Source organism: Marivita sp. S0852, from assembly GCF_046591575.1.
Lineage (GTDB): Bacteria > Pseudomonadota > Alphaproteobacteria > Rhodobacterales > Rhodobacteraceae > Marivita.
Genome location: NZ_JBIQWA010000002.1, coordinates 18,328 through 43,302 on the forward strand (window position 1 = coordinate 18,328; position 24,975 = coordinate 43,302).

Annotated in this window: 18 protein-coding genes; 16 read left to right on the forward strand and 2 right to left on the reverse strand. The window is 59.9% G+C overall.

From position 1 onward, the window contains the following. The 6 genes from betA (at nucleotide 1) to mnmH (ending at nucleotide 6,906) form a co-directional block, all read left to right on the forward strand. Nucleotides 1-1,659: a choline dehydrogenase gene (gene betA / locus ACG74X_RS04205; protein WP_411232907.1), complete on the forward strand. Its 1,659-nt coding sequence runs from the start codon at nucleotides 1-3 to the stop codon at nucleotides 1,657-1,659. Nucleotides 1,660-1,905: 246 nt separating this feature from the next. Then, nucleotides 1,906-2,529: a paraquat-inducible protein A gene (locus tag ACG74X_RS04210; protein ID WP_411232908.1), complete on the forward strand. Its 624-nt coding sequence runs from the start codon at nucleotides 1,906-1,908 to the stop codon at nucleotides 2,527-2,529. Then, on the forward strand, nucleotides 2,496-3,128 hold the full coding sequence (locus ACG74X_RS04215) for a paraquat-inducible protein A (RefSeq protein WP_411232909.1): 633 nt from the start codon (nucleotides 2,496-2,498) through the stop codon (nucleotides 3,126-3,128). The genes ACG74X_RS04210 and ACG74X_RS04215 overlap by 34 nt, the downstream gene beginning before the upstream one ends. Next, complete coding sequence (locus ACG74X_RS04220; RefSeq protein ID WP_411232910.1) at nucleotides 3,125-5,254, forward strand: intermembrane transport protein PqiB; 2,130 nt, start codon at nucleotides 3,125-3,127, stop codon at nucleotides 5,252-5,254. Before ACG74X_RS04215 ends, ACG74X_RS04220 begins: the two co-directional genes overlap by 4 nt. A gap of 15 nt (nucleotides 5,255-5,269) precedes the next feature. After that, entirely contained in the window at nucleotides 5,270-5,845 is a 576-nt protein-coding gene (locus tag ACG74X_RS04225; protein ID WP_411233327.1) for a membrane integrity-associated transporter subunit PqiC, read from the forward strand. Nucleotides 5,846-5,850: 5 nt separating this feature from the next. Then, nucleotides 5,851-6,906, forward strand: coding sequence for a tRNA 2-selenouridine(34) synthase MnmH (mnmH, locus tag ACG74X_RS04230; protein ID WP_411232911.1), 1,056 nt, complete (start codon nucleotides 5,851-5,853; stop codon nucleotides 6,904-6,906). On the opposite strand, the gene selD is transcribed toward mnmH, so the two are convergent. Then, nucleotides 6,888-9,056: a selenide, water dikinase SelD gene (gene selD / locus ACG74X_RS04235; RefSeq protein ID WP_411232912.1), complete on the reverse strand. Its 2,169-nt coding sequence runs from the start codon at nucleotides 9,054-9,056 to the stop codon at nucleotides 6,888-6,890. The two genes, mnmH and selD, sit on opposite strands and share 19 nt — an antisense overlap. A 350-nt stretch (nucleotides 9,057-9,406) precedes the next feature. Here selD and ACG74X_RS04240 point away from each other — a divergent pair, with 350 nt between their 5' ends. Both ACG74X_RS04240 and ACG74X_RS04245 read left to right on the forward strand, forming a co-directional pair. Then, a complete protein-coding gene (locus tag ACG74X_RS04240) occupies nucleotides 9,407-11,188 on the forward strand; it encodes an IlvD/Edd family dehydratase (protein ID WP_411232913.1) in 1,782 nt (593 codons plus the stop codon). A 68-nt stretch (nucleotides 11,189-11,256) separates the two neighbouring features. Next, nucleotides 11,257-11,988 (forward strand): SDR family oxidoreductase, encoded by a 732-nt coding sequence (locus ACG74X_RS04245; protein ID WP_411232914.1) that lies wholly within the window; start codon nucleotides 11,257-11,259, stop codon nucleotides 11,986-11,988. Nucleotides 11,989-12,005: 17 nt separating this feature from the next. Here the strand turns inward: ACG74X_RS04245 and ACG74X_RS04250 are convergent, their stop codons facing one another. Next, a complete protein-coding gene (locus tag ACG74X_RS04250) occupies nucleotides 12,006-12,857 on the reverse strand; it encodes a MaoC family dehydratase N-terminal domain-containing protein (RefSeq protein WP_411232915.1) in 852 nt (283 codons plus the stop codon). Nucleotides 12,858-13,065: 208 nt separating this feature from the next. Here ACG74X_RS04250 and ACG74X_RS04255 point away from each other — a divergent pair, with 208 nt between their 5' ends. From ACG74X_RS04255 to ACG74X_RS04290, 8 genes are all read left to right on the forward strand, one after another. Then, the gene (locus ACG74X_RS04255) at nucleotides 13,066-14,097 is read left to right on the forward strand and encodes an efflux RND transporter periplasmic adaptor subunit (protein ID WP_411232916.1); all 1,032 of its coding nucleotides are present in this window, start codon (nucleotides 13,066-13,068) and stop codon (nucleotides 14,095-14,097) included. Between the two features lie 10 nt (nucleotides 14,098-14,107). After that, nucleotides 14,108-17,155 (forward strand): efflux RND transporter permease subunit, encoded by a 3,048-nt coding sequence (locus ACG74X_RS04260; RefSeq protein WP_411232917.1) that lies wholly within the window; start codon nucleotides 14,108-14,110, stop codon nucleotides 17,153-17,155. 479 nt (nucleotides 17,156-17,634) lie between these two features. After that, nucleotides 17,635-18,666, forward strand: coding sequence for an ABC transporter ATP-binding protein (locus ACG74X_RS04265; protein ID WP_411232918.1), 1,032 nt, complete (start codon nucleotides 17,635-17,637; stop codon nucleotides 18,664-18,666). After that, nucleotides 18,663-19,769: an ABC transporter ATP-binding protein gene (locus ACG74X_RS04270; protein WP_411232919.1), complete on the forward strand. Its 1,107-nt coding sequence runs from the start codon at nucleotides 18,663-18,665 to the stop codon at nucleotides 19,767-19,769. Before ACG74X_RS04265 ends, ACG74X_RS04270 begins: the two co-directional genes overlap by 4 nt. Before the next feature lie 3 nt (nucleotides 19,770-19,772). After that, nucleotides 19,773-21,293 carry an ABC transporter substrate-binding protein gene (locus ACG74X_RS04275; protein WP_411232920.1) on the forward strand — a complete coding sequence of 507 codons (1,521 nt, stop codon included), beginning with the start codon at nucleotides 19,773-19,775 and terminating at the stop codon, nucleotides 21,291-21,293. Between the two features lie 60 nt (nucleotides 21,294-21,353). Continuing rightward, nucleotides 21,354-22,298: an ABC transporter permease gene (locus tag ACG74X_RS04280; protein WP_411232921.1), complete on the forward strand. Its 945-nt coding sequence runs from the start codon at nucleotides 21,354-21,356 to the stop codon at nucleotides 22,296-22,298. A gap of 1 nt (nucleotide 22,299) precedes the next feature. Next, nucleotides 22,300-23,181 carry an ABC transporter permease gene (locus ACG74X_RS04285; protein ID WP_411232922.1) on the forward strand — a complete coding sequence of 294 codons (882 nt, stop codon included), beginning with the start codon at nucleotides 22,300-22,302 and terminating at the stop codon, nucleotides 23,179-23,181. Between the two features lie 12 nt (nucleotides 23,182-23,193). Beyond that, complete coding sequence (locus ACG74X_RS04290) at nucleotides 23,194-24,975, forward strand: gamma-glutamyltransferase family protein (protein ID WP_411232923.1); 1,782 nt, start codon at nucleotides 23,194-23,196, stop codon at nucleotides 24,973-24,975.

A 24,975-nucleotide genomic window follows, 5' to 3' on the forward strand; every position in this document is an offset into this window, starting at 1 on the left:
ATGATTGCAGATTACGTTATTGTCGGCGCTGGCTCTGCCGGGTGCGCCATGGCTTACCGGCTGTCCGAAGCGGGGCGGTCGGTGATTGTTATCGAGCATGGCGGCACCGATGCGGGGCCGTTCATCCAAATGCCCGGCGCGCTAAGTTTTCCGATGAATATGACCCGGTATGACTGGGGCTATCAGACCGAACCGGAACCGCATCTGAACAACCGTCGGCTGGCCTGTCCGCGCGGCAAGGTGATTGGTGGGTCGTCGTCCATCAACGGAATGATCTACGTGCGCGGGCATGCCAAGGATTACGACCATTGGCGCGACCAAGGGGCAACCGGGTGGGGCTACGCGGATGTTTTGCCGTATTTCCAAAGGCTTGAAGATTGGCATGATGGCGGCCACGGGGGCGATCCGTCCTGGCGGGGAACGGGTGGTCCGCTGCATGTCACGCGCGGGGCGCGGGACAATCCGCTGACCAACGCCTTTGTCGAAGCGGGCGGTCAGGCCGGGTATGGCATCACTGGCGATTACAACGGGTATCGCCAGGAAGGGGTTGGTCCGTTTGACATGACGGTGTGGAACGGGGCGCGGTGGTCGGCGGCGAAGGCCTATTTGAAACCCGCGTTGCGGCGCGAAAACTGCACGCTTGTACGGGGGTTTGCGCGCAAGGTTGTGATTGCCGAGGGGCGTGCAACGGGGGTTGAAATCGCGCGGTCTGGCGGGGTGGAAACCATACAGGCGCGGGCCGAAGTCATCCTTGCGGCCTCGGCGATCAATTCACCGAAATTGCTGATGCTGTCGGGGATTGGTCCGGGTAAGCATCTGAAAGATAACGGAATTGAGGTTATTGCAGACCGTGCAGGTGTTGGCCAGAACCTGCAGGATCATCTTGAGGTTTATGTGCAGGCGGCGGCGTCTCAGCCGGTGAGCTTGTTCAAATACTGGAACCTGCTTGGCAAAGCCTATGTCGGGGCGCGGTGGCTGTTGACCAAGACCGGGCCGGGGGCGTCGAACCAGTTTGAGAGCTGTGGATTCCTGCGGTCGCGGGCGGGGATCGAATACCCTGATTTGCAGATTCACTTTCTGCCGATTGCCGTGCGCTATGACGGAAAAGTGGCTGCCGAAGGGCACGGGTTTCAGGCCCATGTCGGGCCGATGCGGTCTTTGTCGCGGGGGGAAATCACGCTGAGGTCGGCAGATCCGAATGACGATCCGCGGATTTTCTTCAATTACATGAGCCACGAGGACGATTGGACCGATTTCCGCCAAGGTATTAGATTGGTTCGGGAAATTTACGCTCAGGACGCGTTCAGCCCGTATTACAAACATGAAATCCAGCCCGGCGATGACGTGCAAAGCGATGCCGCACTGGATGCGTTTATCCGCGATCATGCCGAAAGCGCTTATCATCCTTGCGGGACGGCAAAGATGGGGGCGCGGGATGATCCGATGGCGGTTGTTGATCCGGAAACACGGGTGATCGGTGTGGATGGGTTGCGTGTTGCGGACAGTTCGATCTTTCCGCGGATCACCAATGGCAATCTGAACGGGCCGTCGATCCTTGTGGGGGAAAAGGCGTCGGATCACATTCTTGGAAAGCCGCCGTTACCCATGGGTAACCTTGAGCCGTGGATTCATCCCGAATGGCAGACCAAACAACGGTGAACGGTACGAATGGGACGGTCGCATCGTACGGTGTCGATTGTAACGGAGCACTGGGTGGTTGTTTGGGAAAAGTGAACGAAAACGGCGTTTGGTTCGTTTTAATCAAACAATAGCCGCGACACCGTCAAAGCCCGGAACCTGGTCATCAGCCAACGATCGCGCGGTACGTGGCCTTGCGCCGGTCGGGCGGGACGGACGAGGCGTATTGGCCTGTTCCCTTTTGGCCGCGTGGCCTATCTAAGACGCATGACCGAGTCGCTTTCTGACATGATTGCCTGCCCCAAATGCGATGTGTTGCATCACATTCCGCATGTCGAAATCGGGGCGCAGGCGCGGTGTGTGCGTTGCGATACGGTTTTGATGGCACCGCGGCAGGGCGCGATGACGCAGATTGTGATGTTGGCGCTGACCGCGCTGATCCTGATGGTGGGCGCGGTGTTTTTTCCCTTTCTTGAATTGCACACGCATGGGTTGGGGCACAAAAGCTCGGTTTTTGATGCGATTTTGTCGTTTTCGAGTGGGCTGATGCTGCCGTTGTCCTTTGCGGTGGCGGCATTGATCGTGGTGTTGCCTGTGACCCGGTTGATCGCCTTGATTTACGTGTTTGCGCCGATGGCGCTGGGCTGGGCTCCGGCGGCGAGGGCGCGGGCGGTGTTTCGGTTGGCGGAAACCATCCGGCCCTGGGCGATGGCCGAGATTTTCATTATCGGGGTGGCGGTGGCTTTGGTGAAAGTTGCGGGACTGGCGCAGGTGACGTTGGGGCCAGCCTTTTGGGCGTTTGTGGGATTGGTGATTGTCACGGTTCTGAAAGACAGTTTCATGTGTCGGGTGACGGTATGGCAAACGCTGAGCGCACGCAGCCTGTCCTGACGGCCCGTGCGGCCGGGTTGGTGGGCTGCTCTGGATGCGGCCGTGTCTATGCGCGTGGCACAGAGGCCTGCGCCTTGTGCGGAACGTCCCTGCACAGCCGTGATCGTGCCAGCCTGCAAAAGGTATGGGCCTGGCTGTTTGCCGGGCTGGTTGTCTATATCCCGGCCAATATCTATCCGATGCTGCGCACATCGACCTTTGGCAACACGGTGGAAAGCACCATTATCGGCGGTGTGTTTGATCTGATGGATCATGGGGCTTATGGCGTCGCGTTGATTGTGTTTGTGGCGTCGGTGGTGATCCCGATCAGCAAATTCATCTCGATTGCCTATCTGGCGATCCGGGTGCAGCGGGGATTGCCGGGGACGGCCACGCATTTCCATCTTTACGAGGTGGTCGAGTTCATTGGCCGGTGGTCGATGATCGACGTGTTTGTGGTGGCGATCCTGTCGGCACTGGTGCAGCTGGATTTTGTCGTGTCGATCAATCCCGGCATCGCTGCGGTCAGCTTTGCGCTTTCGGTTGCATTCACCATGATTTCCGCCAATAGCTTCGACCCGAGACTGATCTGGGACAGCCGAGAAGGAAAACGGGTTTGAGCGAGCCTACCGCCTCTGAAATGAAGGTCACACCGCCGCGCAAATCGTTTTGGCGCAACCTGTCGATTGTCTGGCTGGTGCCGGTTCTGGCATTGGTGGTGTCGCTGGGCATTGCGTGGCAGAATTTTGCCAATCGCGGCACGCTGATCCAGATCTCGTTTGGCAATGCGTCTGGTGTTGTCGCGGGTGAGACGACGATCCGCTATCGCGATGTGGTGGTGGGGCAGGTGGAAAACGTGCAGTTCACCGAAGATCTGGGCCGGGTGATTGTCAGCGCCCGTGTCGATAACGATGTGGTGCCATTCATGGATGCCGATGCGGCATTCTGGGTGGTGCGCGCCGAAGTGTCGGCAAGCGGGATTTCTGGCCTGTCTACGGTGTTGTCGGGTGTTTACATCGAAGGGGCCTGGGACAATGTGCCAGGAGAGGAAACGCGCAATTTCATCGGGGCGGATACGCCACCTTTGACGCAGCCGGGCCGACCGGGCCGCCGGATCACGCTGGCCACGGATGATGGCACGACGATTTCCTATGGCTCGCCGGTGCTGTATCGCGGTGTTCAGGTGGGTCGGCTTGAGACGCCGCGCCTGTCTGCTGACGGGCGCAATGTGCTGGTGGATGCGTTTATCGATTCCCCGCATGATGCGCGGTTGAGCCAGGCGACACGGTTCTGGGATACCTCGGGTTTTGAGGTGTCCTTTGGCGCGGCCGGGTTTTCAGTGGATTTCGACAGCATTTCGTCGCTTCTGTCCGGAGGGGTCGAGTTTGATAACCTGTATGACGATGGCGAAGACATCGGCGCGGGGTATGTCTTTACGCTTTACGAAGATGAAGAGGAAGCACGGCGCAACCGGTTGGTGCGCGGACCGGCGCAGGGCGTGGCGTTTTCCATTCTGTTTGATGAATCCGTCGATGGTTTGGAAGCCGGGGATGATGTGACCTATCAGGGGCTTGATGTCGGCATCGTGACCGAGCTTCGGTCGCGCATTGTCGAGACGCCGTTTGGCCCCGAATTGTCCCTGTTGGTGAATGTCGCCATCGACCCGCTGCGTATGGGCCTGCCGCCCGAGACGACCCCCGAGGAAACGGTGGAGTTCTTCCGCTTTGCGGTGGCGACCGGTCTGCGCGCGCGACTGGCGACCGAAAGCCTGCTGAGCAGTGATTTGCGGGTGGAATTGGTTGTGCTGGACGATGCGCAGATCGACAATCTGGCCGAGATCGAGGGCGAGGCCCCGCGATTGCCGAGCATCGAGTCCAACCTGTCGGACTTTACCGCGACCGCCGAAGGTGTGTTGGAGCGGATCAATGCGTTGCCCATCGAAGAGGTGATGGAGCAGGCGATCAGCCTTATGGATGCGGTGGAAACGCTAGCGCGGAGCGATGATTTGCAGCGTGTGCCGGGGGCGGCTGTGGCGCTGTTGGATGACACAAGAACGCTGGTCGGGAGCGATGCGGTTCAGTCCATTCCGGCGGTTTTGACGGCGGCGATTGAGGATGTGCGCGCGATCATTGCGGATCTGGAAGAGCAAGGCGCTGTGGCGGCGTTGGGCCGTGCGCTGCGCAATCTGGATCGCGCGATGGCCGATATTTCGGTGGCGTCACAGGATGCCCCGGCCTTGACGCAGAACCTGCGCGAGATCACCGAGACCGATATTCCAAAGCTTTTGACCGAGCTTGAAGCGGTGGCAACCACGGCCAATGCGCTTGAGCTGCAGGCCTTGGTGGACAGTGCCACGGGGACGTTAAGGCGGGTGGATGCGCTGATCGGCAGTGACGAGACGATGGATTTGCCGGGAACGCTGAACGATGCGCTGACAGAGATGCGTTTGGCCCTGGCCGAGCTGCGCGATGGCGGTGTTGTGGAAAACCTGAACGCGACGCTGCAATCGGCGTCGGACGCGGCCGGGTCGGTGGCGGCCTCGGTTGAAGATTTGCCGCAACTGACCGCCCGGTTGGAGCGTTTGGTTGCCGAGACCGAAGCCGTGGTGGCGTCATATGGCGCGCGCTCTGACTTCAATTCGCAGACATTGTCGGCCTTGCGCGAGGTGCAGAACGCCGCGAAGTCGATTTCGGAATTGGCCCGCGCCATTGAGCGCAGCCCAAATTCGCTGATATTCGGGCGCTGAGAGGGACGAGTGAGTATGATTTTGCTGAACTGGCGCGCAATCGGAGTTGCCCTGGCTTTGCCCTTGGCCGCATGTGGATCGGGCGAAAGTGCCCGGTATCTGATCGACGCACCGGTGGCGGCGGTGGCGACTCAGACACGGGTTGCGGTGCGCACGGTTGAATTGCGCGACGTGACTTTGCCCAGCCATGCATCGGGCAGTGACATTCTGGTGCGCGTTGAAACCGGTGCCCTCATGCCGCTGGGCGATGCGGTCTGGGCGGACGATCCAGAGCGTGCGGTGACCGGGACGCTGGCCCAGCTGTTGGACGAAAAAAGCACTGCAACCGTCGCCGCCGAACCTTGGCCGCTTTTTGATGGTCCCTCCGCGCGGCTGGATGTGCGGATCGACAAGATGCTGGCCAGTGCCAGCGGCGTGTTTGAAATCACAGGGCAGGCCGCCATCAGTGCGGTGGAGGGACGCCCGCGTGAGCGGGTTGAACGGTTTGCCATTGTGGTGCCGCTGGCAGAGCTGACGGCACCTGCGGTGACAGATGCGCAGGGCCGGGCGCTTGCCGGGTTGGCGGACGAGCTTGTCGGGTTGATGCGTTAAGCCCGATGCCGTTTTCGCCCACGTCACTGACGGACTTGCTGGATCACGGCTTTGATACGGTGATCGACGTGCGCAGCCCGGCGGAATTTGCCGAGGATCATGTACCGGGCGCTGTCAATCTGCCGGTTCTGGACAATGACGAGCGGGCCCGCGTTGGCACGATGTATACGCAAATGAGCCCGTTTGATGCCCGCAAGCTGGGGGCCGCTTTGGTGGTTCGCAATGCGGCGGCGCATATCGAGGGCCCTTTGTCGGATCGGGATGGAAGCTGGCGGCCTCTGGTTTATTGCTGGCGTGGTGGCCAGCGGTCGGGCACCTTTGCATGGCTGTTGTCAGAGATCGGCTGGCGGTCTGATATGATCGGGGGCGGGTACAAGACCTATCGGCGCATGGTTGTCGACATGCTGCACCGGGGGGCGTTGCCGCACAGGTTTGTGCAATTGGGCGGCTATACCGGGACGGCAAAAACCGCGTTATTGCCTTTGCTTGCTGCGCGTGGCGTTCAGGTGATTGATCTGGAAGGTCTGGCCAATCATCGCGGATCTCTTTTGGGAGGGATGGGTCCGCAACCGTCGCAAAAGGCGTTCGAGACGGCCTTGGCGCGGCGATTGTGCCGGTTGGACCCCACGCGACCGGTGCTTGTTGAGGCCGAAAGCAGCAAGATCGGCGATCTGTTGATCCCGCCAAGCCTTTGGTCGGCGATGAAACACGCGCCCTGGGTTGAAATCGTGGCCCCGCTTGAGGCGCGGACCGAGTACCTGATGCGGGCCTATGATGACATTTTGTCAGACAGCGACCGGTTGCGCCGCAAGCTTGCCCCGTTGAAGGCGCATCGCGGAGAGGCTCTTGTGTCTGAATGGATCAGATTGAGCGCGGCCGGCGACACGCGGAAATTGACGCGGTCGCTGATGGAGGATCATTATGATCTTGCCTATGCCAAGTCGATGAGAGCGCTGGCCCCCAATGTATTCAGGCAAATTACGGCGGCGGGGCTACACGCGGCAGACCTTTCGGATGTGGCTGCAAGGGTGGAGGCCGCGCTTCAGGATATGCCGACGTGACCTGCGGGTCCGTCATGCAAATGCCCGATCCTCGTGGCCTGTGCATAGCCTGACTGGCGAAGATCGTTTACGATTTCTTGGCATTTTTCGTGTGGAATGACGGCAAGCAGACCTCCACTGGTTTGCGGGTCAAACAACAACCTTGTGTGCGGGGTATCGGGAATGTGATCAAAGCCAAGCCGGTTGCTTGGGTAAAGGGAAGAGTGTTCACCACGCCGGGACAGACTGACGGCCCCGTTGAGCAAGGGAATTTTGTCAAGCTCCAGCGTTGCTGACAGATACGCGTTGGCGCAGATGGTCTGTAGATGTCCGGCAAGGCCAAAGCCGGTGACATCGGTCATGGCAAAAGCATGTGTGCGCAGGATGCGTGACGCACGCCCCTGTCCGTGTTGCATGGCAAGTAGCGCATCTGCGACATCCGATCCGGATGCACGCTGTGCCATTGCAGCGGCCATGATGACACCGGTGCCGATGGGTTTGGTCAGGACCAGGTCTGCACCTGCACGCGCTCCGTTCAGGGTGATGGGGGGCGTATCACATAATCCGGTCAGCGCCAGGCCGATGGTGAGTTCGTCACCGAGTGTGCTATGGCCGCCGACAATGTCGGCGCCTGCGTCTTTCAGAACCGCCTCGACCGTGGTGAGGATCTCTGACATCGTGCGGCGGGCAAGCCGGTCGGCCAACCGGGGCAGAGTGATAGACAGGGTGGCCGCCTGCGGATTGGCCCCCATGGCCCAGATATCGCCAAGTGCATGATGGGTTGCGATGCGGGCCATGACGGCAGGGTCCGCCCAAAAGCTGCGCAGGTGATCGGTGGTGAACACCTGTCTGGCGTCGCCCGTCAGCAAAAGCGCCGCGTCATCGCCGGGCAGCGGCTGGATGTCACTGCGTTGCGGCGGGGCGAGCGCGGCAAGCGCCTGTGACAGCGCATCGCGTCCCAGCTTGGCCCCGCATCCTCCGCAAAGCGGCTTTGGGCCAAGCGCCTTGGCCATGCCTGTCGCGCGGGGATAGGGCAAAGGTGATGTGGGCATTTTGGGCAGATTTTCGAATTGCGCCATGAATTTACGGTCAATGCGATCTTTCCAGCGCCAGACCCAAGGCCCCGAGAAGGTCAGGCCGAACCGATCGCCAAGCGCGGATTTTTCGCCAAGCGAGATAAGCTTTAGGTAATCTTTTTGTGGCAAATAGGGTTTCAGCGGACCATTCGAGAGGCGGGAGGTCAGATTATGAAATAAAACCGGTGCCTGACGCACCGCATAGACCCCGGCCTTGGGCCTGGGATCATGGGCCATATAGGCGCAATCGCCAACTGCAAAAACACGCGGGTCACTGGTGCGCAGCCTGTCATCGACCGTCAGAAAACCGTCATGTGTGTCAAGACCGGTCTCGGCCAACCAGGGGTAGGGGCGGGCACCGGCCGCCCCGGTGATGAAATCGGCCTCAATGATGCGGTTATCAGCCAGATGAACGGCACCTTCGCCAAGATGCGTGATGTTTGCATTTTCAAGCAGAGCCACGCCCTGGGCAAGCAGTGAACTGCGCAGGTGAGAGGCGCTTTTGTCGGGCAGGGCAGACAGGACAAAATCCGTGTCGATCAGGTGAATCCTTGCCGACCGGTTGCGCGTGCGAAGGGCGTGGGACATGGCCATTGCGAGTTCGGCACCAGCCACGCCACCCCCGATGATGGCGATTTGCGCCGGGCCGTCACCCCGGCAATATGCATCCCATTTGGCCGCAAACGGACCAAGGGGTTTGGCAGGAACCGCGTGATCCTGAAATCCCGGCAGGGCCGGCATATCGGATGTGATCCCCACATCCACCGACGCCACATCGAAGCCTATATCGGGGTGGGTTTCGATCCGGATGGTTTGCGACGGTAGGTCCATGCCAGTGACCGCGCCGATGATCAGGCGGGCATTTGCCGCCTGGGCGAGTTTGACAAGGTCGATGTCAAGCTGTTGCCGGGAATAATGCCCGGCGACAAAGCCAGGCAGCATCCCGGAATAGGGTGCCATAGGGCCGGGGTTGATCACGGTCAGCCTGACACCGGGAAGCGGTTTCATCACCCATTTGCGCAGGACCAGCGCATGGGTGTGCCCGCCTCCGATGAGGACGAGGTCTTGGGTCAGGGGCAAGGGGGTCTGGTGCATATTGTGTTCTTTCGTGTTGGCACCGGGCTTAGCACGCCGGCCCAGGCGACCCAAGGCGAAGGGGCAGCGCAGTGCGGTCCGGGGACGGTGACGTGCCTTGGGTGGCACCGCTTGGTGCGAGAAAGGGGAGGAGACTGGGTTCAAGGCAGGCGCTGTTGGTTGTGGATGTGACACGCGCTGTGAGAGTTTTGGCGTGACAAACCGAAGGCGGAGGGCGCTGGCCGGGACAGGGTTTCTTGGCATGTCGGCCTGTTGCGGGTGCTTTGGACAGAGGAGATCAGGCATGCCCTGCCACTTGCTGTTTGAGCGCGGATTGTCCAGAACACCAAGAGGAATTGGGAGGGCATACCATGGGTGACACGCGCGCCAATAAACGGTTTCGGTCGCAGGAGTGGTTTGACAACCCGAACAATCCGGGGATGACGGCGCTTTATCTTGAACGCTATCAAAATCAGAGCTTTACCAAAGGTGAGCTGCAGGCCGATAAGCCAATCATCGGGATCGCCAATACCGGTTCTGATCTGGTGCCATGCAACAAGATCCACGTGTTTTTGATGGACCGGATCAAAGCTGGTATCCGCGATGGCGGGGGGATTCCGATGGAATTCCCGGTTCACCCGATTCAAGAGACCGGCAAGCGCCCGACGGCGGGGTTGGATCGCAATCTTGCGTATCTAAGCCTGGTGGAAGTGTTGCACGGCTACCCGATTGACGGGGTGGTGTTGACCACGGGCTGTGACAAGACCACCCCGGCGCAGCTGATGGGGGCTGCAACGGTGGATATTCCGGCGATCGTGCTGAATGGCGGGCCGATGCTGGATGGGTGGTACAAAGGCAAACGGGCCGGATCGGGCACCACAATCTGGGAAGGGCGGCGTCTGATGGCGCGCGGCGAGATTGATTACGCCGAGTTCATGGAGCTGGCCTGTGCATCGTCACCATCGCTGGGGCATTGCAACACGATGGGCACGGCAAGCACGATGAACGCAATGGCCGAAGCGCTGGGCATGACCCTGCCCGGTGCGTCTGCTATTCCGGCCCCGTTCCGGGAGCGGATGGCAATGGCCTATGAGACCGGCAAGCGCTGTGTCGGGATGGTTCTGGAGGATCTCAAACCGTCGGATATTCTGACCCGCGCGGCGTTTGAGAACGCGATCGTTGTCAATGGCGCGATTGGCGGGTCCACCAATGCACCGCCGCATTTGCAGGCGATTGCCCGTCATGCAGGGGTTGTGTTGGACGTGACCGACTGGGAACGCATCGGGTTTGACGTGCCGCTTATGGTCAATATGCAGCCGGCCGGAGACTATCTGGGCGAGAGTTTTTATCGCGCGGGCGGCGTGCCTGCGGTGATGGGGGAATTGCGCAAGGCCGGGCGTTTGCACGAGGGCGTGATGACCGCGTCTGGGCACAGCATGGGTACGGTGCTGGCTGCGTGGGAAAGTCTTGATACGGATGTGATTACAACCCATGATGCGCCGCTGCGGGCGCAAGCCGGGTTCAAGGTGCTGTCTGGCAATCTGTTTGACAGCGCCTTGATGAAAACCTCGGTGATTTCAGAGGATTTCAAGACGCGGTTTTTGTCATCGCCGGGGCGGGAGAACGTGCTGGACGCGCGGGCCATCGTGTTTGAGGGGCCGGAGGATTACCATGACCGGATCAATGACCCGGAGCTGGCGATTGACGAGACGTGTATGCTGTTCATCCGGAATGTCGGATGTGTGGGGTATCCGGGATCGGCAGAAGTGGTGAATATGCAGCCACCCGATGCGCTGGTTCAGGATGGGTTGCGCCATTTGCCCACGGTTGGCGATGGGCGGCAATCGGGAACGTCGGAAAGCCCGTCGATCCTGAATGCATCTCCGGAAGCGGTGGTTGGCGGTGGGTTGGCCTATTTGCAGACCGGGGATCGGGTGCGGCTGGATCTGAACGCGTCGACGTTGAACGCGCTTGTCGATCCCGAAGAATGGGCCGCGCGGAAAGCTGCCTGGACCCCGCCGCAGAGTGTGAGCCAGACCCCGTGGCAAGAGATTTACCGTCAACATGTGGGGCAATTGGCGCAAGGTGGATGTCTGGAACTTGCAACGGCGTATCAGCGCATTGCCAGGCATCTGCCGCGGGACAATCATTGATGCGGGGCAGCGCCGTTCGCGTCTGATCGTGGATTAAGTATGAAAAACAAATGTGTAAGGGCCGCTTTATGACGCAGTCGATCATCATCACCGGGGCCGGGAGCGGTATTGGCAAGGCCTGTGCCTTGGCCTTTCTGGAGGCCGGGTGGCAAGTTGGATTGGTGGGACGGCGGGCTGCACCGCTTGAGGCCATTGCCGCAGAGCATACGGGCGCGTTGGCGTTGCCCTGTGATGTGACCGATGCGGCGGCTGTGGAGGCGGCGTTTGATCTTGGGCTTTCGGCCTGGGGGCGAATTGATGCCGTGTTCAACAATGCCGGACTGGCGGTTGTGGGCGCAACGATTGACGAGATTGCCGTGGAGGATTGGAAACACTGCCTGGATGTGAATGTCACAGGCAGTTTTCTGTGCGCCCGCGCGGCTTTTGCGCGGATGCGGACGCAAGATCCGCAAGGCGGGCGGATTATCAATAACGGGTCGGTTTCTGCGCATGTGCCGCGCTGGGGTTCGGCACCATATACCGCATCAAAACATGCCATTACCGGGCTGACACGGTCTTTGTCGCTGGATGGGCGGGCCTATAATATAGCCTGTGGACAGATCGATATTGGCAATGCAGAGACCGAGATCGTGGCCAATCTGCGCCAGCAGGCCGAGGCGGCGGGCGAAGTGTTTGATCCGGTGATGGATGTGGCGCATGTGGCATCATCGGTGTTGCATATGGCGTCGTTGCCGTTGGATGCGAATGTGCAATTCATGACGGTGATGGCGACCACCATGCCGTATATCGGCCGCGGATGACGGGGTGGGGTGCGGTCTTAAGGGCCGGGGCGCTTTTCGGACGCCCAGGTGACCGTGGCTTGCATGCCCTGATGGCTGCCCGGTTTTGCCGTACATAGCGACAGCGCAGTGTCGGTTGGGTCATATCCCAGCACCTGCATCGGGTCATCGTGGAACATGGGATGGACCCCGCGATAGGTAAAGTGACCGGGAGATCGTTGGCTGTAAGCGACGGCATGAGACAGCATCAGCGTGGCTTGCAGCGGGCCATGTACCACCAGTCCGGGGTAGTTTTCAACATCTTTGGCGTAGGACAGATCGTAATGGATGCGATGCGCGTTGAAGGTCACGGCGGAGTAGCGGAAGAGCCGGGTGATCGGCATCGGTTCGGATTTTGTGAAAACCGGGGTTGCGGGAACGGGTTTCGGGACCGGCGGTGCATAGGCGGGCGGGATGTCGACATAGGCGATGGTGTGGCGTTCTGACAGCGCGTGGATGTCGGACTGATATATCTCATGCGCCACCGTCACAAAAACCATGCGGCTGGATTTGCGTTCAATGGCGGTGACGGTGGATATCTGGGTCAGCGGTGCGCCGATGTGTAAAGGGGCGTGAAAGGTCAGCTCTCCTCCGGCCCACATGCGACGGGGGTGGGGCACCGGAGGCAGGAAATCGCCGCGATGCTGGTGTCCGTCATCGGCCAGATCAGACATCGGGACGGTTGGCGCAAAGGCGGCCCAGTGCCACAGATGCGGGGCAATATCACCGTTTTCTGGTGGCTCGTCTTTGGGTGTGCCGAGTGTTGCGTGCAGCATGGCCGCAAGCTGTTGGGTGATCTGACCAGGGGTCGACCGGGGTTTGCCGATCCATGCGGCGTAGTCTGTGGTCATGTCTGCAACCTTTGGGAATTGGTTTTTGCTGTGACTTAACGGTTATTTAGCGGTTTGTGGGTGAAAATGCACAGAGTGTCGCAGCGTCTGCACATGTTTCTGTGTCGAAAACTAAACTGATCGGTTTATATACCGACCAACTCATCTTCGGCGCCTGATGCGATTCAGGGCTTTTTTTATTTGTTTTGATCCTGACAGGAGTTTGAACATGCTGCGCTTTTTCGCCTTACTGTGCATGATGCTGATGCCCGTGCTGGGCAGTGCACAAGAGGTGCGGCTGGCCAAGATCATTGAAGTGCACCCGGTGAACGGTGACATCACACGACAGTTTTTCGGGCATGTGGTCGCCAAGGAAACGGTGGATCTGGCGTTTCAGGTTGGGGGTCAGATCGTTGAGCTGCCTTTGATCGAAGGCGACCGGATCGCCAAGGGCACGATGGTGGCACAGCTGGATCTTGAGCCTTTTCAGTTGGCGTTGGATCAGGCGCGGGTGCAGCGGGAACAGGCAGGGCGGACATTGGAGCGACTGCAGAAACTGCAGGGCAGCACGGTCAGTCAGGTCAGTGTGGATGATGCGGATACGGCGGTGAAACTGGCGGATATCGCGGTGCGCAATGCCCAGCGGTCGTTGAACAACGCGACGTTGCTGGCTCCGTTCGATGCCCTGGTGGCGACGCGCAATGTGGCGAATTATTCAACGATTGCAGCAGGTACGCCGATTGCGCGTTTGCATGACATGTCTGATCTACGGATCGAGATCGAGGTGCCGGAACTGTTGTTTCAGATTGCGGGGCGCGACCCGGATGTCACGCTTTGGGCGCAGTTTCCAACATCGGATCAGCGCTATGCGGTGACGCCACGGGAATTTAATGCCGAAACTTCGCAGATCGGGCAAACCTTTGGTATCACTTTGGGCATGGCCCCGCCGGACGACATTGTGGTGTTGCCCGGCTCTTCCGTCACCGTTTATGCAAAACTTGGTACGCGGGGCCGTACGATCACAATTCCCAGATCCGCCGTCACAACCGCCAATGACGGCACGACGCAGGTTCTGATTTTTGAACCGGTCGGCGCGGATGAGGGAACCGTGCGGCGTCATCCGGTAGAGATTGAAGCCGATGCCTATGGCAAGGTGCGCGTGATCGCGGGGCTTGAGCCGGGGCAAGAAATTGTGGCCAGCGGGGCCAGCCAATTGAGTGACGGGGACCGTGTCAAACGGTTCACCGGATTCACGAACTGAGGGGCGGAATATGAACATCGCGCGCGCCTCAATTGACCGGCCGGTCGTGACGTGGATCATCATCCTGGGCGCATTGCTTGGCGGGATCTGGGGGTTTTTCAATCTGGGACGTCTGGAAGACCCGGCGTTTACCATCAAGACGGCTGTTGTCATCACCGAATACCCGGGCGCGGAGGCCCAGCAAGTGGCGCGGGAGGTGTCCGAGCCGCTGGAATCCGAGATCCAGAAGATGTCGGAGGTCAAGCAGGTTCGCTCTATGAATCAGCCGGGGCTGTCATGGATCACCGTCGATATGAAAGACCAGTATGACGGGTCCGAACTGCCCGAAGTGTGGACCAAACTGCGCAACCGGGTGAATGCCGCGCGATTGCCCACCGGGGCCGAGCGGCCGTTTGTGAATGACGGGTTCGGCGACGTTTACGGGATTTACTATGCAGTGACGGCTGCCGGGTTCTCGGATGCCGAGATCAACAATCTTGCGACCTTTCTCAGGCGAGAGCTTTTGACGGTGTCGGGGGTGGCCGATGTCATCCTGTCGGGCGTGCCGAACGAGGTGATTTATGTGGAGCCGAACCTGGTTCTGAGCACAAATCTGAACATTCCGCCCATTGCCGTGCAAAGAGCCTTGGCCGATGCCAATTCAGTTGTGGATGGCGGGTCATTGCAAAGCGTTGAAGGGCGCACGCTGATTCAGGGTCCGGAGGGCAATGATACGGTGCAGGATATTGCTGGGCTGACCGTAGGAGTTGATGGCGAGATTCTGAATCTGTTCGATTTCGCCTCTGTCACGCGGTCGCGCGAGGCGACGCCGGAACTGATCGTGCGGCACAATGGCGTAGAGGCGTTTACGCTTGGGGTTGCCGGGATCGGATCAGAGAATATCGTGGATGTTGGCAAGCGCGTGGATGCCAGGCTGTCCGAGCTTGCGCCGCAAATCCCGGTGGGTGTCGATTTGCAGCCCATTTACCAGCAGCATGTTGTGGTCGAGGAAGCGTCGAACGCGTTTCTGGTCAATCTGGCCATGTCGGTGTCGATCGTGGTGATTGTTCTGGCCCTGTTCATGGGCTGGCGTGCGGCGCTGGTGGTGGGGTCGACCCTGTTGCTGACGGTGGTGGGCACCTTGTTCTTCATGTCGATCTTTTCAATCGAGATGGAACGGATTTCGCTGGGCGCGCTGATCATCGCGATGGGCATGTTGGTGGATAACGCCATCGTGGTGGCCGAGGGCATGCAGATCGCCATGCGACGGGGCAAAAGCTCTCGGGAGGCGGCGGATGAGGCGGCGAGCAAGACACAAATCCCGTTGCTGGGCGCAACGGTGATCGGGATCATGGCGTTTGCCGGGATTGGTCTGAGCCCGGACGCGACGGGCGAATTCCTGTTCTCGCTTTTTGCGGTGATCGCAATATCGCTTTTGCTGTCATGGGTGCTGGCGCTGACCGCGACGCCGCTTTTGGGGCATTATTTCTTTCGACGGGGGGCCTGCGGCGATGATGATGCCTATGGCGGCCTGATGTTCCGGGTGTACGCTCGGACTCTGCGCGCGGCGTTGCGGGCGTGGTGGGCGGTGATCATCGGTTTGATCGGCATCACCGTGGTCTGCATGATGATGTTTGGCCAGATCAAGCAGCAGTTCTTTCCGGACAGCAACACGCCGCTTTTCTTTGTGCATTACAAGCTGGATCAAGGCGCGTCGATCCACGAAACCTCTCGGGACGTGGCGGTTCTTGAGGATTGGTTGGCAGAGCGCGATGACGTTGTGTCCTCTACGGCTTTTGTCGGGCAGGGTGCGGATCGTTTCATGTTGACCTATCAGGCAGAAGACCCGAACCCGAGTTATGGTCATATTATTGTCCGCACCCAATCCATCACCGATATCGCCCCGCTGATTGCCGATATCGAGGCGTTTGCCGCAACGCATGTTCCGCAAGGGGAATTCCGGGCAAAGCGGCTGGCGTTTGGTCCGGGCGGCGGTGATCCCATTCAGGCCCGGTTTTCCGGTTCGGACCCCGAGGTCCTTCGGGATCTGGCGGATCAGGCGATGGCGCGGTTGTTGGAGGCGTCGGATAACATTGTGGCCCCGCGCATTGACTGGCGCGAGCAGGAACAGGTTTTGCGCCCCATCTATGCCACCGATCGCGCGCAAGAGGCCGGGATTACGCGGGATGACATCACAATGACGCTGCGCTTTGCCACGGAAGGCATTGATGCGGGGGTGTATCGCGAAGGCGAACGGCAAATCCCCATCGTGCTGCGTGCGGCACCGGATGCGGGGCTCGCGCTGACGGATCACGTTGTTTATTCGCAAAATGCCCAGAGCTTTCTGCCATTCGAACAGGTCACTGATGGTCTGGTCTTTGATTCCCAGAACACCCTGTTGATGCGGCGCGACCGGCTTTTGACGATCACGGTGGGGGCTGACATCGTCAAGGGGTTGACGGCTGCCCAAGTTCAGGCCGAGGTGCAGGAGGCGATTGACACGATGCCCCTTCCAGACGGGTACAAGATGGAGTGGGGTGGGGAGCTTGAAAGCTCGTCTGACGCGCAGGAAAGCCTGGGGCGGCAATTGCCGCTGAGCGGGATCATCATGGTGCTGATTTCGGTGTTGTTGTTCAATGCGTTGCGTCAGCCGTTGATCATCTGGCTGTTGGTGCCGATGTCGGTCAACGGGGTCAGCCTTGCGTTGCTTGGTGTGGGTGCGCCGTTTACGTTTACCGCGTTGCTGGGGCTTTTGTCGCTCTCGGGGATGTTGATCAAGAACGGGATCGTTCTGGTGGAAGAGATCGACATTGTGCGCGCCGAGAAGCCGCAGCAAGCTTTGGTGGATTCTATTGTAGAGGCATCAACGTCGCGTTTGCGTCCGGTGATCCTTGCCTCTGCGACCACCATTCTGGGTATGTTGCCGCTGGTGTGGGACGCGTTCTTTCGGTCGATGGCCATCACCATCATGGGCGGTCTGGCATTTGCATCTATCCTTACTTTGGTTGCCGCACCGGTGTTTTACTACACGTTTTTCATGCGCAGTACCGGATCACGGCGGGCCGCGGTGCCAGCTTGATCGGTGTGGAGACGTGCACAACGGCCAGTCCGATAGAGGCTTCTCCGTGTTGGGATAGTCCGGGATCAGCCGTTGCCGGATCGTGAGCCAAGCCTCGTTTTTGGCCCCGCCGTCAGCCGCCAAAAGCGGGTGACCCGGGGCGCTTTACGGCGATGGGGCATGTGCCGCGCGTTGTGATGCCTGATGGGATGCATGTCATCGGTATGAGACGGTCGCTGGCCAACCAAGGCACGATCGGTGTCGGAAAGACGCTGATGGCGGCGCATGGTAAGACGGCGGCGGATTTGCACAGCTGTGGCACGGCCAAAGACGTGCGGGACGCAGCGGGCAGGTGGTCCGAGCCGTGCACAAGTTTTGTGCACGGGGTCCCGTAGTCGGGGGCGCAGGGCATTTTTTCTTGACAGACTCTTGAAGCGCGTCTGATAAACCAATGTACGATTGGTTCGGATGGTTCGGTTTTGACCTGAGTGGAGCTGCGTGTGGGCGAAGGGGAGACCCGGATAAAGGCGACAGGCCATGCGGCGCATGGGGCGGCTTTATGCGTTCTGTCAGACTTGCGATTGGGGTTCAAAGGGCAATCTGCGGATGTGGTTGACGGTGTCACCCTATCGGTTCGCCCCGGCGAAGTGCTGTGCGTTGTCGGCGAATCCGGTTGCGGAAAAAGCGTGACCGCGATGGCGCTCATGGGGCTTTTGCCAGAAGGATCAACGCGAATTTCTTCGGGAAATCTGAGGATTGGGCAAGACAGCTTTGATCTGACGCAACGCACCCTTCCCGCCGAGATGCGCGGCAACCGTGTTGCGATGATTTTTCAGGAGCCGATGACATCACTGAATCCGGCGTTCAAAATCGGCGATCAGATTGCCGAGGCGGTGTTGCAGCACAAGGGTGGGTCGCGCAGCGATGCGTTGGCGCGGGCAGAAGAGATGCTGACCCGCGTGGGGATTGCCAACCCGCGACAGCGCCTGTCTGAATATCCGCACCAATTGTCCGGTGGTATGCGCCAGCGTGTGATGATTGCCATGGCACTGGCCAATGACCCGCAGCTTTTGATCGCGGACGAGCCGACCACCGCGCTGGATGTGACGATCCAGGCGCAGATTCTGGATCTGATCCGCAACCTGCGGGACGAGACCGGCATGGGCACCATCATGATCACCCATGATCTGGGTGTGGTGGCCGAAATCGCCGACAGTGTTGCGGTGATGTATGGCGGGCAAGTGGTGGAACAGGGGGCGGTGCAAGAGGTTTTCAGCAATCCACAGCACCCGTATACAATCGGTTTGATGAGCGCGATGCCGCGTCTGGACAAGCCGGGCGGGCGGCTGGCGATTGTGCCCGGCACAGTGCCGACCATCGCCAATATGCCCGAAGGCTGCCGGTTTCGCACGCGCTGCGCCTTTGCCACGCCGGTCTGTGCAGGCCGTCCTGAGCTGGCAGAGATCGTGCCGGAGCATTGCGTGGCCTGTCATTATGCGCCGTTGGAAGAGAATGTGGCGGTGTCTGCATGACGCGGGATGTGCTTTTGAAAGCGGTTGACGTGGTCAAGCATTTTGGCGGCGGCGGGTGGTTGTCGAAATCGGCTGTTGTGCAGGCGGTCGACCGGGTGTCGCTTGATATTCGGCGGGGCGAAACCTTTGCCATTGTTGGTGAGAGCGGATGCGGGAAATCCACGCTGGCGCGGGTGTTGATGCGGCTTTTGTCGCCGACATCCGGCACGGTGACGTTTGATGGGCGCGATATCAGCGCTGTCAAAGGGCACGCGCTGACCGTTTTGCGCGGCGAGATGCAGTTTATCTTTCAAGACCCGTTTTCATCGCTCAATCCGCGGATGACGGTTGGCAAGCTGGTGGGCGAACCGCTTGAGGTGCATGCCCCCGATCTGGACAAAGCGGCGCGGCAGGCCAGGGTCGCAGAGCTTTTGCGGCAGGTGGGATTGCGGGCGGAACATGCAGATCGCTATCCGCATGAATTCAGCGGTGGACAGCGGCAGCGGATCGGCATCGCGCGGGCGCTGGCATCGGGACCAAAGCTGATCATCGGGGATGAGCCGGTGTCGGCGTTGGACGTATCGGTGCAGGCGCAGGTGATCAATCTGTTGGGCGACCTGTCGCGCGATCTTGGGCTGACGCTTGTGATTATTGCGCATGATCTTGGCGTCATCCGCCATATGAGCGACCGGGTTGCGGTGATGTATCTGGGCCGGATTGTCGAAATGGGCCCGACCGAAGATGTTTATACAACGCCGCGCCATCCGTACACACAGGCGCTTTTGGCGTCGATTCCGTCGATGGGCGGGCCACAAGTCGATCACGAGGCGATTGTTCTGGGCGAAATGCCCAGCCCGACCGCGCCGCCGCCGGGATGCCGGTTTCACACCCGCTGTCCGTTTGCACAGGCGCGCTGCAAGACCGACACACCGGTGCTGGCGGAAACCGATCGCGGCGGACATCAGGTGGCCTGTCATTTCTGGGACAGCATCACCGTCGATGCGCCGCCTTCGATCGACCTGTTTCACTCAAAAGCCGCCAAGGCCCGGTTCGCGCTTTATCGCGCTGCGGCCGAAGGCGGGACGCTCAAACATAATAAAAATCAACCGACAGAGAGGACCTGACAAATGTCACATCTGAAAACTGCCATGATCACGGCCCTGATCGGCGCGACGGCGCTGACGGCAAGCCCTGTTTTGGCCAAGGACCTGCGTATCGCGTTGCAATCGGACGCCGATGTTTTGGACCCGGATCAATCCCGCACCTTTGTCGGGCGCATCGTTTACGCCTCGTTATGCGACAAGCTGGTGGATATCACGCCCGATCTTGAGATCATCCCGCAATTGGCAACCTCGTGGACCACATCCGAAGATGGGGCCTCGATCACCATGCAGCTGCGCGAAGGCGTTGTGTTTCACGACGGCACACCGTTCAATGCCGAAGCGGTTGCAGCGAATATTGAGCGATCCCAGACACTTGATGAGAGCCGGCGCAAGTCAGAGCTAAAGTCGATCACATCAACCGAGGTGACCGGAGACTACGAGATCGTGCTGAACCTTGCCGGGCCGGATGCCACTTTGATGGCACAGCTGGCGGACCGTGCCGGGATGATGATGTCACCGACAGCGGCGGCCGAAGCGGGCGCGGATTTTGGTTTGAACCCGGTATGCTCGGGCGCGTTCAGCTTTACCGAAAGGGTCGCGCAGGACAAGATTGTCCTGACCAAGTTTGACGATTACTGGAACGCGGATGCGATCCATTTCGACAGCGTGACGTTCCTGCCCATTCCGGACACCACGGTGCGGCTTGCCAATCTGCAGTCGGGCGACATTGACATGCTTGAACGTCTGGCGGCGACCGATCTGACGCAGGCGCGGGCGGATGACAGTATTGTGGTCGATAGCGCGGTGTCGCTGGGCTATCAGGGGATTACGTTCAACATCAACAACGGGGAAAAGGGCGACAATCCCTGGGGCAATGACAAACGTCTGCGACAGGCGCTCAGCCATGCGATCGACCGCGAGGCATTGAACCAGGTGGTGTTCGAAGGGGCCTTTGCGCCGGGCAATCAGCCGTTCCCGTCCACATCGCCCTGGTACAATCAGGATTTCCCGGTTCCGGCGCGCGACGTGGACAAGGCCAAAAGCCTGTTGGCCGAGGCTGGCTTTCCCGACGGGTTGGAGCTTGAGGTGCAGGTGCCCAATTCGACCGAGCCGCTGGCCGTGATGCAGGTTGTGCAGGCAATGGCAGCCGAGGCCGGGATTGACATCAAGCTGACGTCAAAAGAATTCGCGACGCTGCTGTCGGATCAATCAGCGGGGGATTACACCGCGAGCCAGATCGGCTGGTCCGGTCGGGTCGATCCGGATGGCAACAATCACCAGTTTGTCACAACCGATGGCGGGATCAACGATTCCAAGTTCTCGGATGCGCGAATGGACGAGTTGATGAACGCCGCGCGGGTCGCCGACAGCACCGAAGAGCGCAAGGCGCTTTATGACGAAGCGATCGGCATCATGATGGATGAGCTGAACCGCGTGTTCCTGTATCACGTGACCTGGATCTGGGCCTATAACAGCGCCTTGACCGGCTTTACCCCGTATCCTGATGGCATGATCCGTCTTGAGAACGTGACCTGGGAAGAGTGATCTTTCCCGTCCGCGCCGCCGGTTTGTGTGGCGCGGGCGCTTTGATGTCTGGGTTTTGACATGCTTGTCTTTCTGCTGCGCCGCATCCTGATTGCGATACCGACGATTGTGATCATTTCGATCATGGTGTTCGGGCTGCAACAGCTGTTGCCGGGCGATCCGCTTTTGATTTTGGCAGGCGAGGAGCGCGACCCGGAGGTGCTTGAGGCATTGCGCGAAAAATACCGTCTGAATGATCCAATCCCGGTGCAATATCTGGCCTGGGTCAGCAATGCGCTGCAGGGTGATCTGGGGATTTCGCTGCGCACCAACCAGCCGGTCACGGAATTGATGGCGGAAAAGCTGCCGGTGACACTTCAGCTTGCGGTCATGTCGATGATCTTTGCGCTGGTGATCGGTGTTCCGGCCGGTATTCTGTCGGCTGTCAAAAAGGGAACGGCGACCGATTATGTGGCAAATGTGGTTGCGTTGTCGGGCCTGTCGATCCCGAATTTCTGGCTGGGCATCATGTTGATCCTGCTGGTGTCGGTGAAATGGCAATTGCTGCCGGCATCGGGCTATGTGCCCCTGTCCGAAGATTTCTGGCAATCCATTCGCACCATGCTGATGCCTGCGTTTGTGCTGGGCACCGCGCTTGCCGCGACGCTGATGCGGCACACGCGGTCGTCGATGATTGGTGTGTTGAGCGCGGATTATGTGCGCACCGCGCGGGCCAAGGGGCTGAAAGAGCGGGTGGTGATCCTGAAACACGCGCTGCGCAATGCGCTGACGCCGATTGTGACGCTGTCGGCGCTGCTGTTTGGTGAACTGGTTGCGGGGGCGGTGTTGACCGAGCAGATTTTTACCATTCCCGGCTTTGGCAAGCTGGTGGTCGATGCGGTGTTCAACCGCGATTACGCTGTGGTGCAGGGGATCGTTCTGGTGACCGCTGTCGGCTTTATCTTTATGAACATCTTTGCCGATGCCATGTATTACGTGCTGAACCCACGTTTGAGGGGGCAGTGACATGACAGATGCTGTGACCCCGGCCGCCGCAGACCCGGTGCTGGCCGCAAAAACGGAAAATCGCGTCTGGAAGAAATTCCGCAGCCACAAAAGTGCCATGGTGGGCGGAGTTCTGGTCTTGTTTTTTGTTCTGATGGCGGTGCTTGCCCCGGTTTTGCCGATCCCTGAACCGGCAGCGACAGATTGGGGCGCGGTGCGCAAGGCGCCCAGTTGGGATCATTGGATGGGCACGGACGAGATCGGGCGCGATGTGATGTCCCGGCTGATCTGGGGCGCGCAGGCGTCGCTGCTGGCGGGCGTTGTGTCGGTTGGGATTGCGGTGTTGTTTGGTGTGCCGCTGGGCATCATTGCCGGGTATTTCGGCGGCTGGACCGATGCGGTGATTTCGCGCTGCACCGAGGCGCTTCTGGCGGTGCCGTTCCTGATCCTGGCCATTGCGCTGGCCGCGTTTCTAAGCCCGTCACTGACCAATGCGATGATTGCCATCGGGATCTCGGCAACGCCGATCTTTATCCGGCTGACACGCGGGCAGGTGATCAACATCAAATCCGAAGATTACGTTGACAGCGCCCGCGCCATCGGATTGCCGACGCGCAAGATCCTGACCCGCTATATCTTTCCCAATGTGTTGCCGCCGATCCTTGTGCAGGCCACACTGACCATCGCAACGGCAATCATTGCCGAAGCGTCCCTGTCTTTCCTTGGTCTTGGCCAACAGCCCCCTGCGCCCAGCTGGGGGTCGATGCTGAACACCGCGAAGAACTTTCTCAACCAGGCCCCCTGGATGGCGATGTGGCCGGGGCTGTCGATCTTTTTCGTGGTTCTGGGTTTCAACCTTTTGGGCGACGGGCTGCGCGATGCGCTTGATCCGCGCGAACATTGATCCGGAGACGTTATGTCAGATTTCACCACCCGTCCTGAAATTCGCGGCACCTTTGGCGTGGCCACGTCAACCCATTGGATTGCCTCTGCGGTTGGCATGAGCATTCTTGAAAAGGGCGGGAACGCCTTTGACGCGGCTGTGGCCACCGCGCTGACCTTGCAGGTGGTCGAGCCACATCTGAACGGGCCAGCCGGGGACATGCCCGCGATTTTCTATTCGGCTGACACAGGCCGGGTCGAGGTTTTATGTGCGCAAGGCGTGGCACCCGAGGCGGCCACCATCGCGCATTACACCGAACAGGGACTGACGCTGATACCGGGTTCGGGGCTTTTGGCGACGGTGGTTCCGGGGGCGTTTGATGGCTGGATGCTGATGCTGCGCGATCATGGCACGATGACGCTGCGCGACGTGATGCAGCCGGCCATAGAGTATGCGCGGGATGGCCATCCGGTGTTGCCGCGCGTGGCAAACACCATCGCCGAGCTGGCGGATTTCTTTGCCGAGGAATGGCCGACATCGGCGGCGGTCTGGACACCAGAGGGCAAAGCCCCAGCGCCGAATGCGCTGTTCCGCAACCCTGACCTGGCTGACACATATGACCGTCTGGCGTCTTCGCCCGGCGACACGCGGGAGGCACAGATTGATGCCGCGCGGCTTGCGTGGCGGGACGGGTTCGTGGCGGATGCGATCTTTGACTATCTCAAAGACGCGCATGTGATGGATGTGTCGGACCGCAAACATTCCTCGGTTTTGGCCCGGTCTGACATGGTCGATTGGCGCGCCACTTATGAAGAGCCGTTGTCCTACAGCTATCACGGCTGGACGGTGCACAAGACACAGGCGTGGTCGCAAGGGCCGGTGATGCTTCAGGCTTTGGCGATCCTGAAGGGGTTTGATCTGGGCGCAATGGACCCGAACGGGGCCGAATTTGTGCACACGGTGATCGAGGCGATGAAGCTCGCTTATGCGGACCGCGAGGCGTATTACGGCGACCCGGATTTCAGCGAGATCCCGATGGAGCATTTGCTGAGCGAGGACTACGCGGCAGAGCGGCGCAAGCTGATCGGAGCGAAGGCGTCGCGCGACCAGCGACCCGGGCGTGTGCCGGGGTTTGAGCATCAGGCCAAGGCCTATATCGACCGCGCCGCGCGGGATTTCGATGTGGGCGATGTGGCGGCACAGGAACCGACCATGTCGCACCTGACGGAACGGCGCGGCGATACGGTGCATCTGGATATCATTGACCGCTGGGGCAATATGGTGGCCGCCACGCCGTCGGGTGGATGGTTGCAGAGCAATCCGGTGATCCCCGGTCTGGGCTTTCCGCTGAATTCTCGGGCGCAGATGTTCTGGCTTGAGGATGGATTGCCGACCTCACTGGCCCCCAAGCGCCGCCCGCGCACGACGCTGACGCCATCGCTTGCAGAGAAAGACGGCGTGCAGCTTGTCTTTGGGACGCCGGGTGGAGATCAGCAGGATCAGTGGCAGCTGATCTGGTTCTTGCGGTTTGTGCATTTCGGCATGGGGTTGCAGGAATGTATGGACCAGCCGTTGTTCCATTCGATGCATTTTCAGGGATCGTTCTTCCCACGCGAGGTGAAACCCGGAGAGATGATGATCGAACCCAATGTCGGAGACGCGGTGATCGCCGATCTGCGCGCGCGGGGGCATGTCGTGACTGTGGCCGAACCCTGGACGGTGGGCCGTCTGACCGCGGCGCTGCGCGAACCGGACGGGATGTTGCGCGCGGCGGCGACGCCGCGGTTGATGCAGGCATATGCGGTGGGGCGTTAG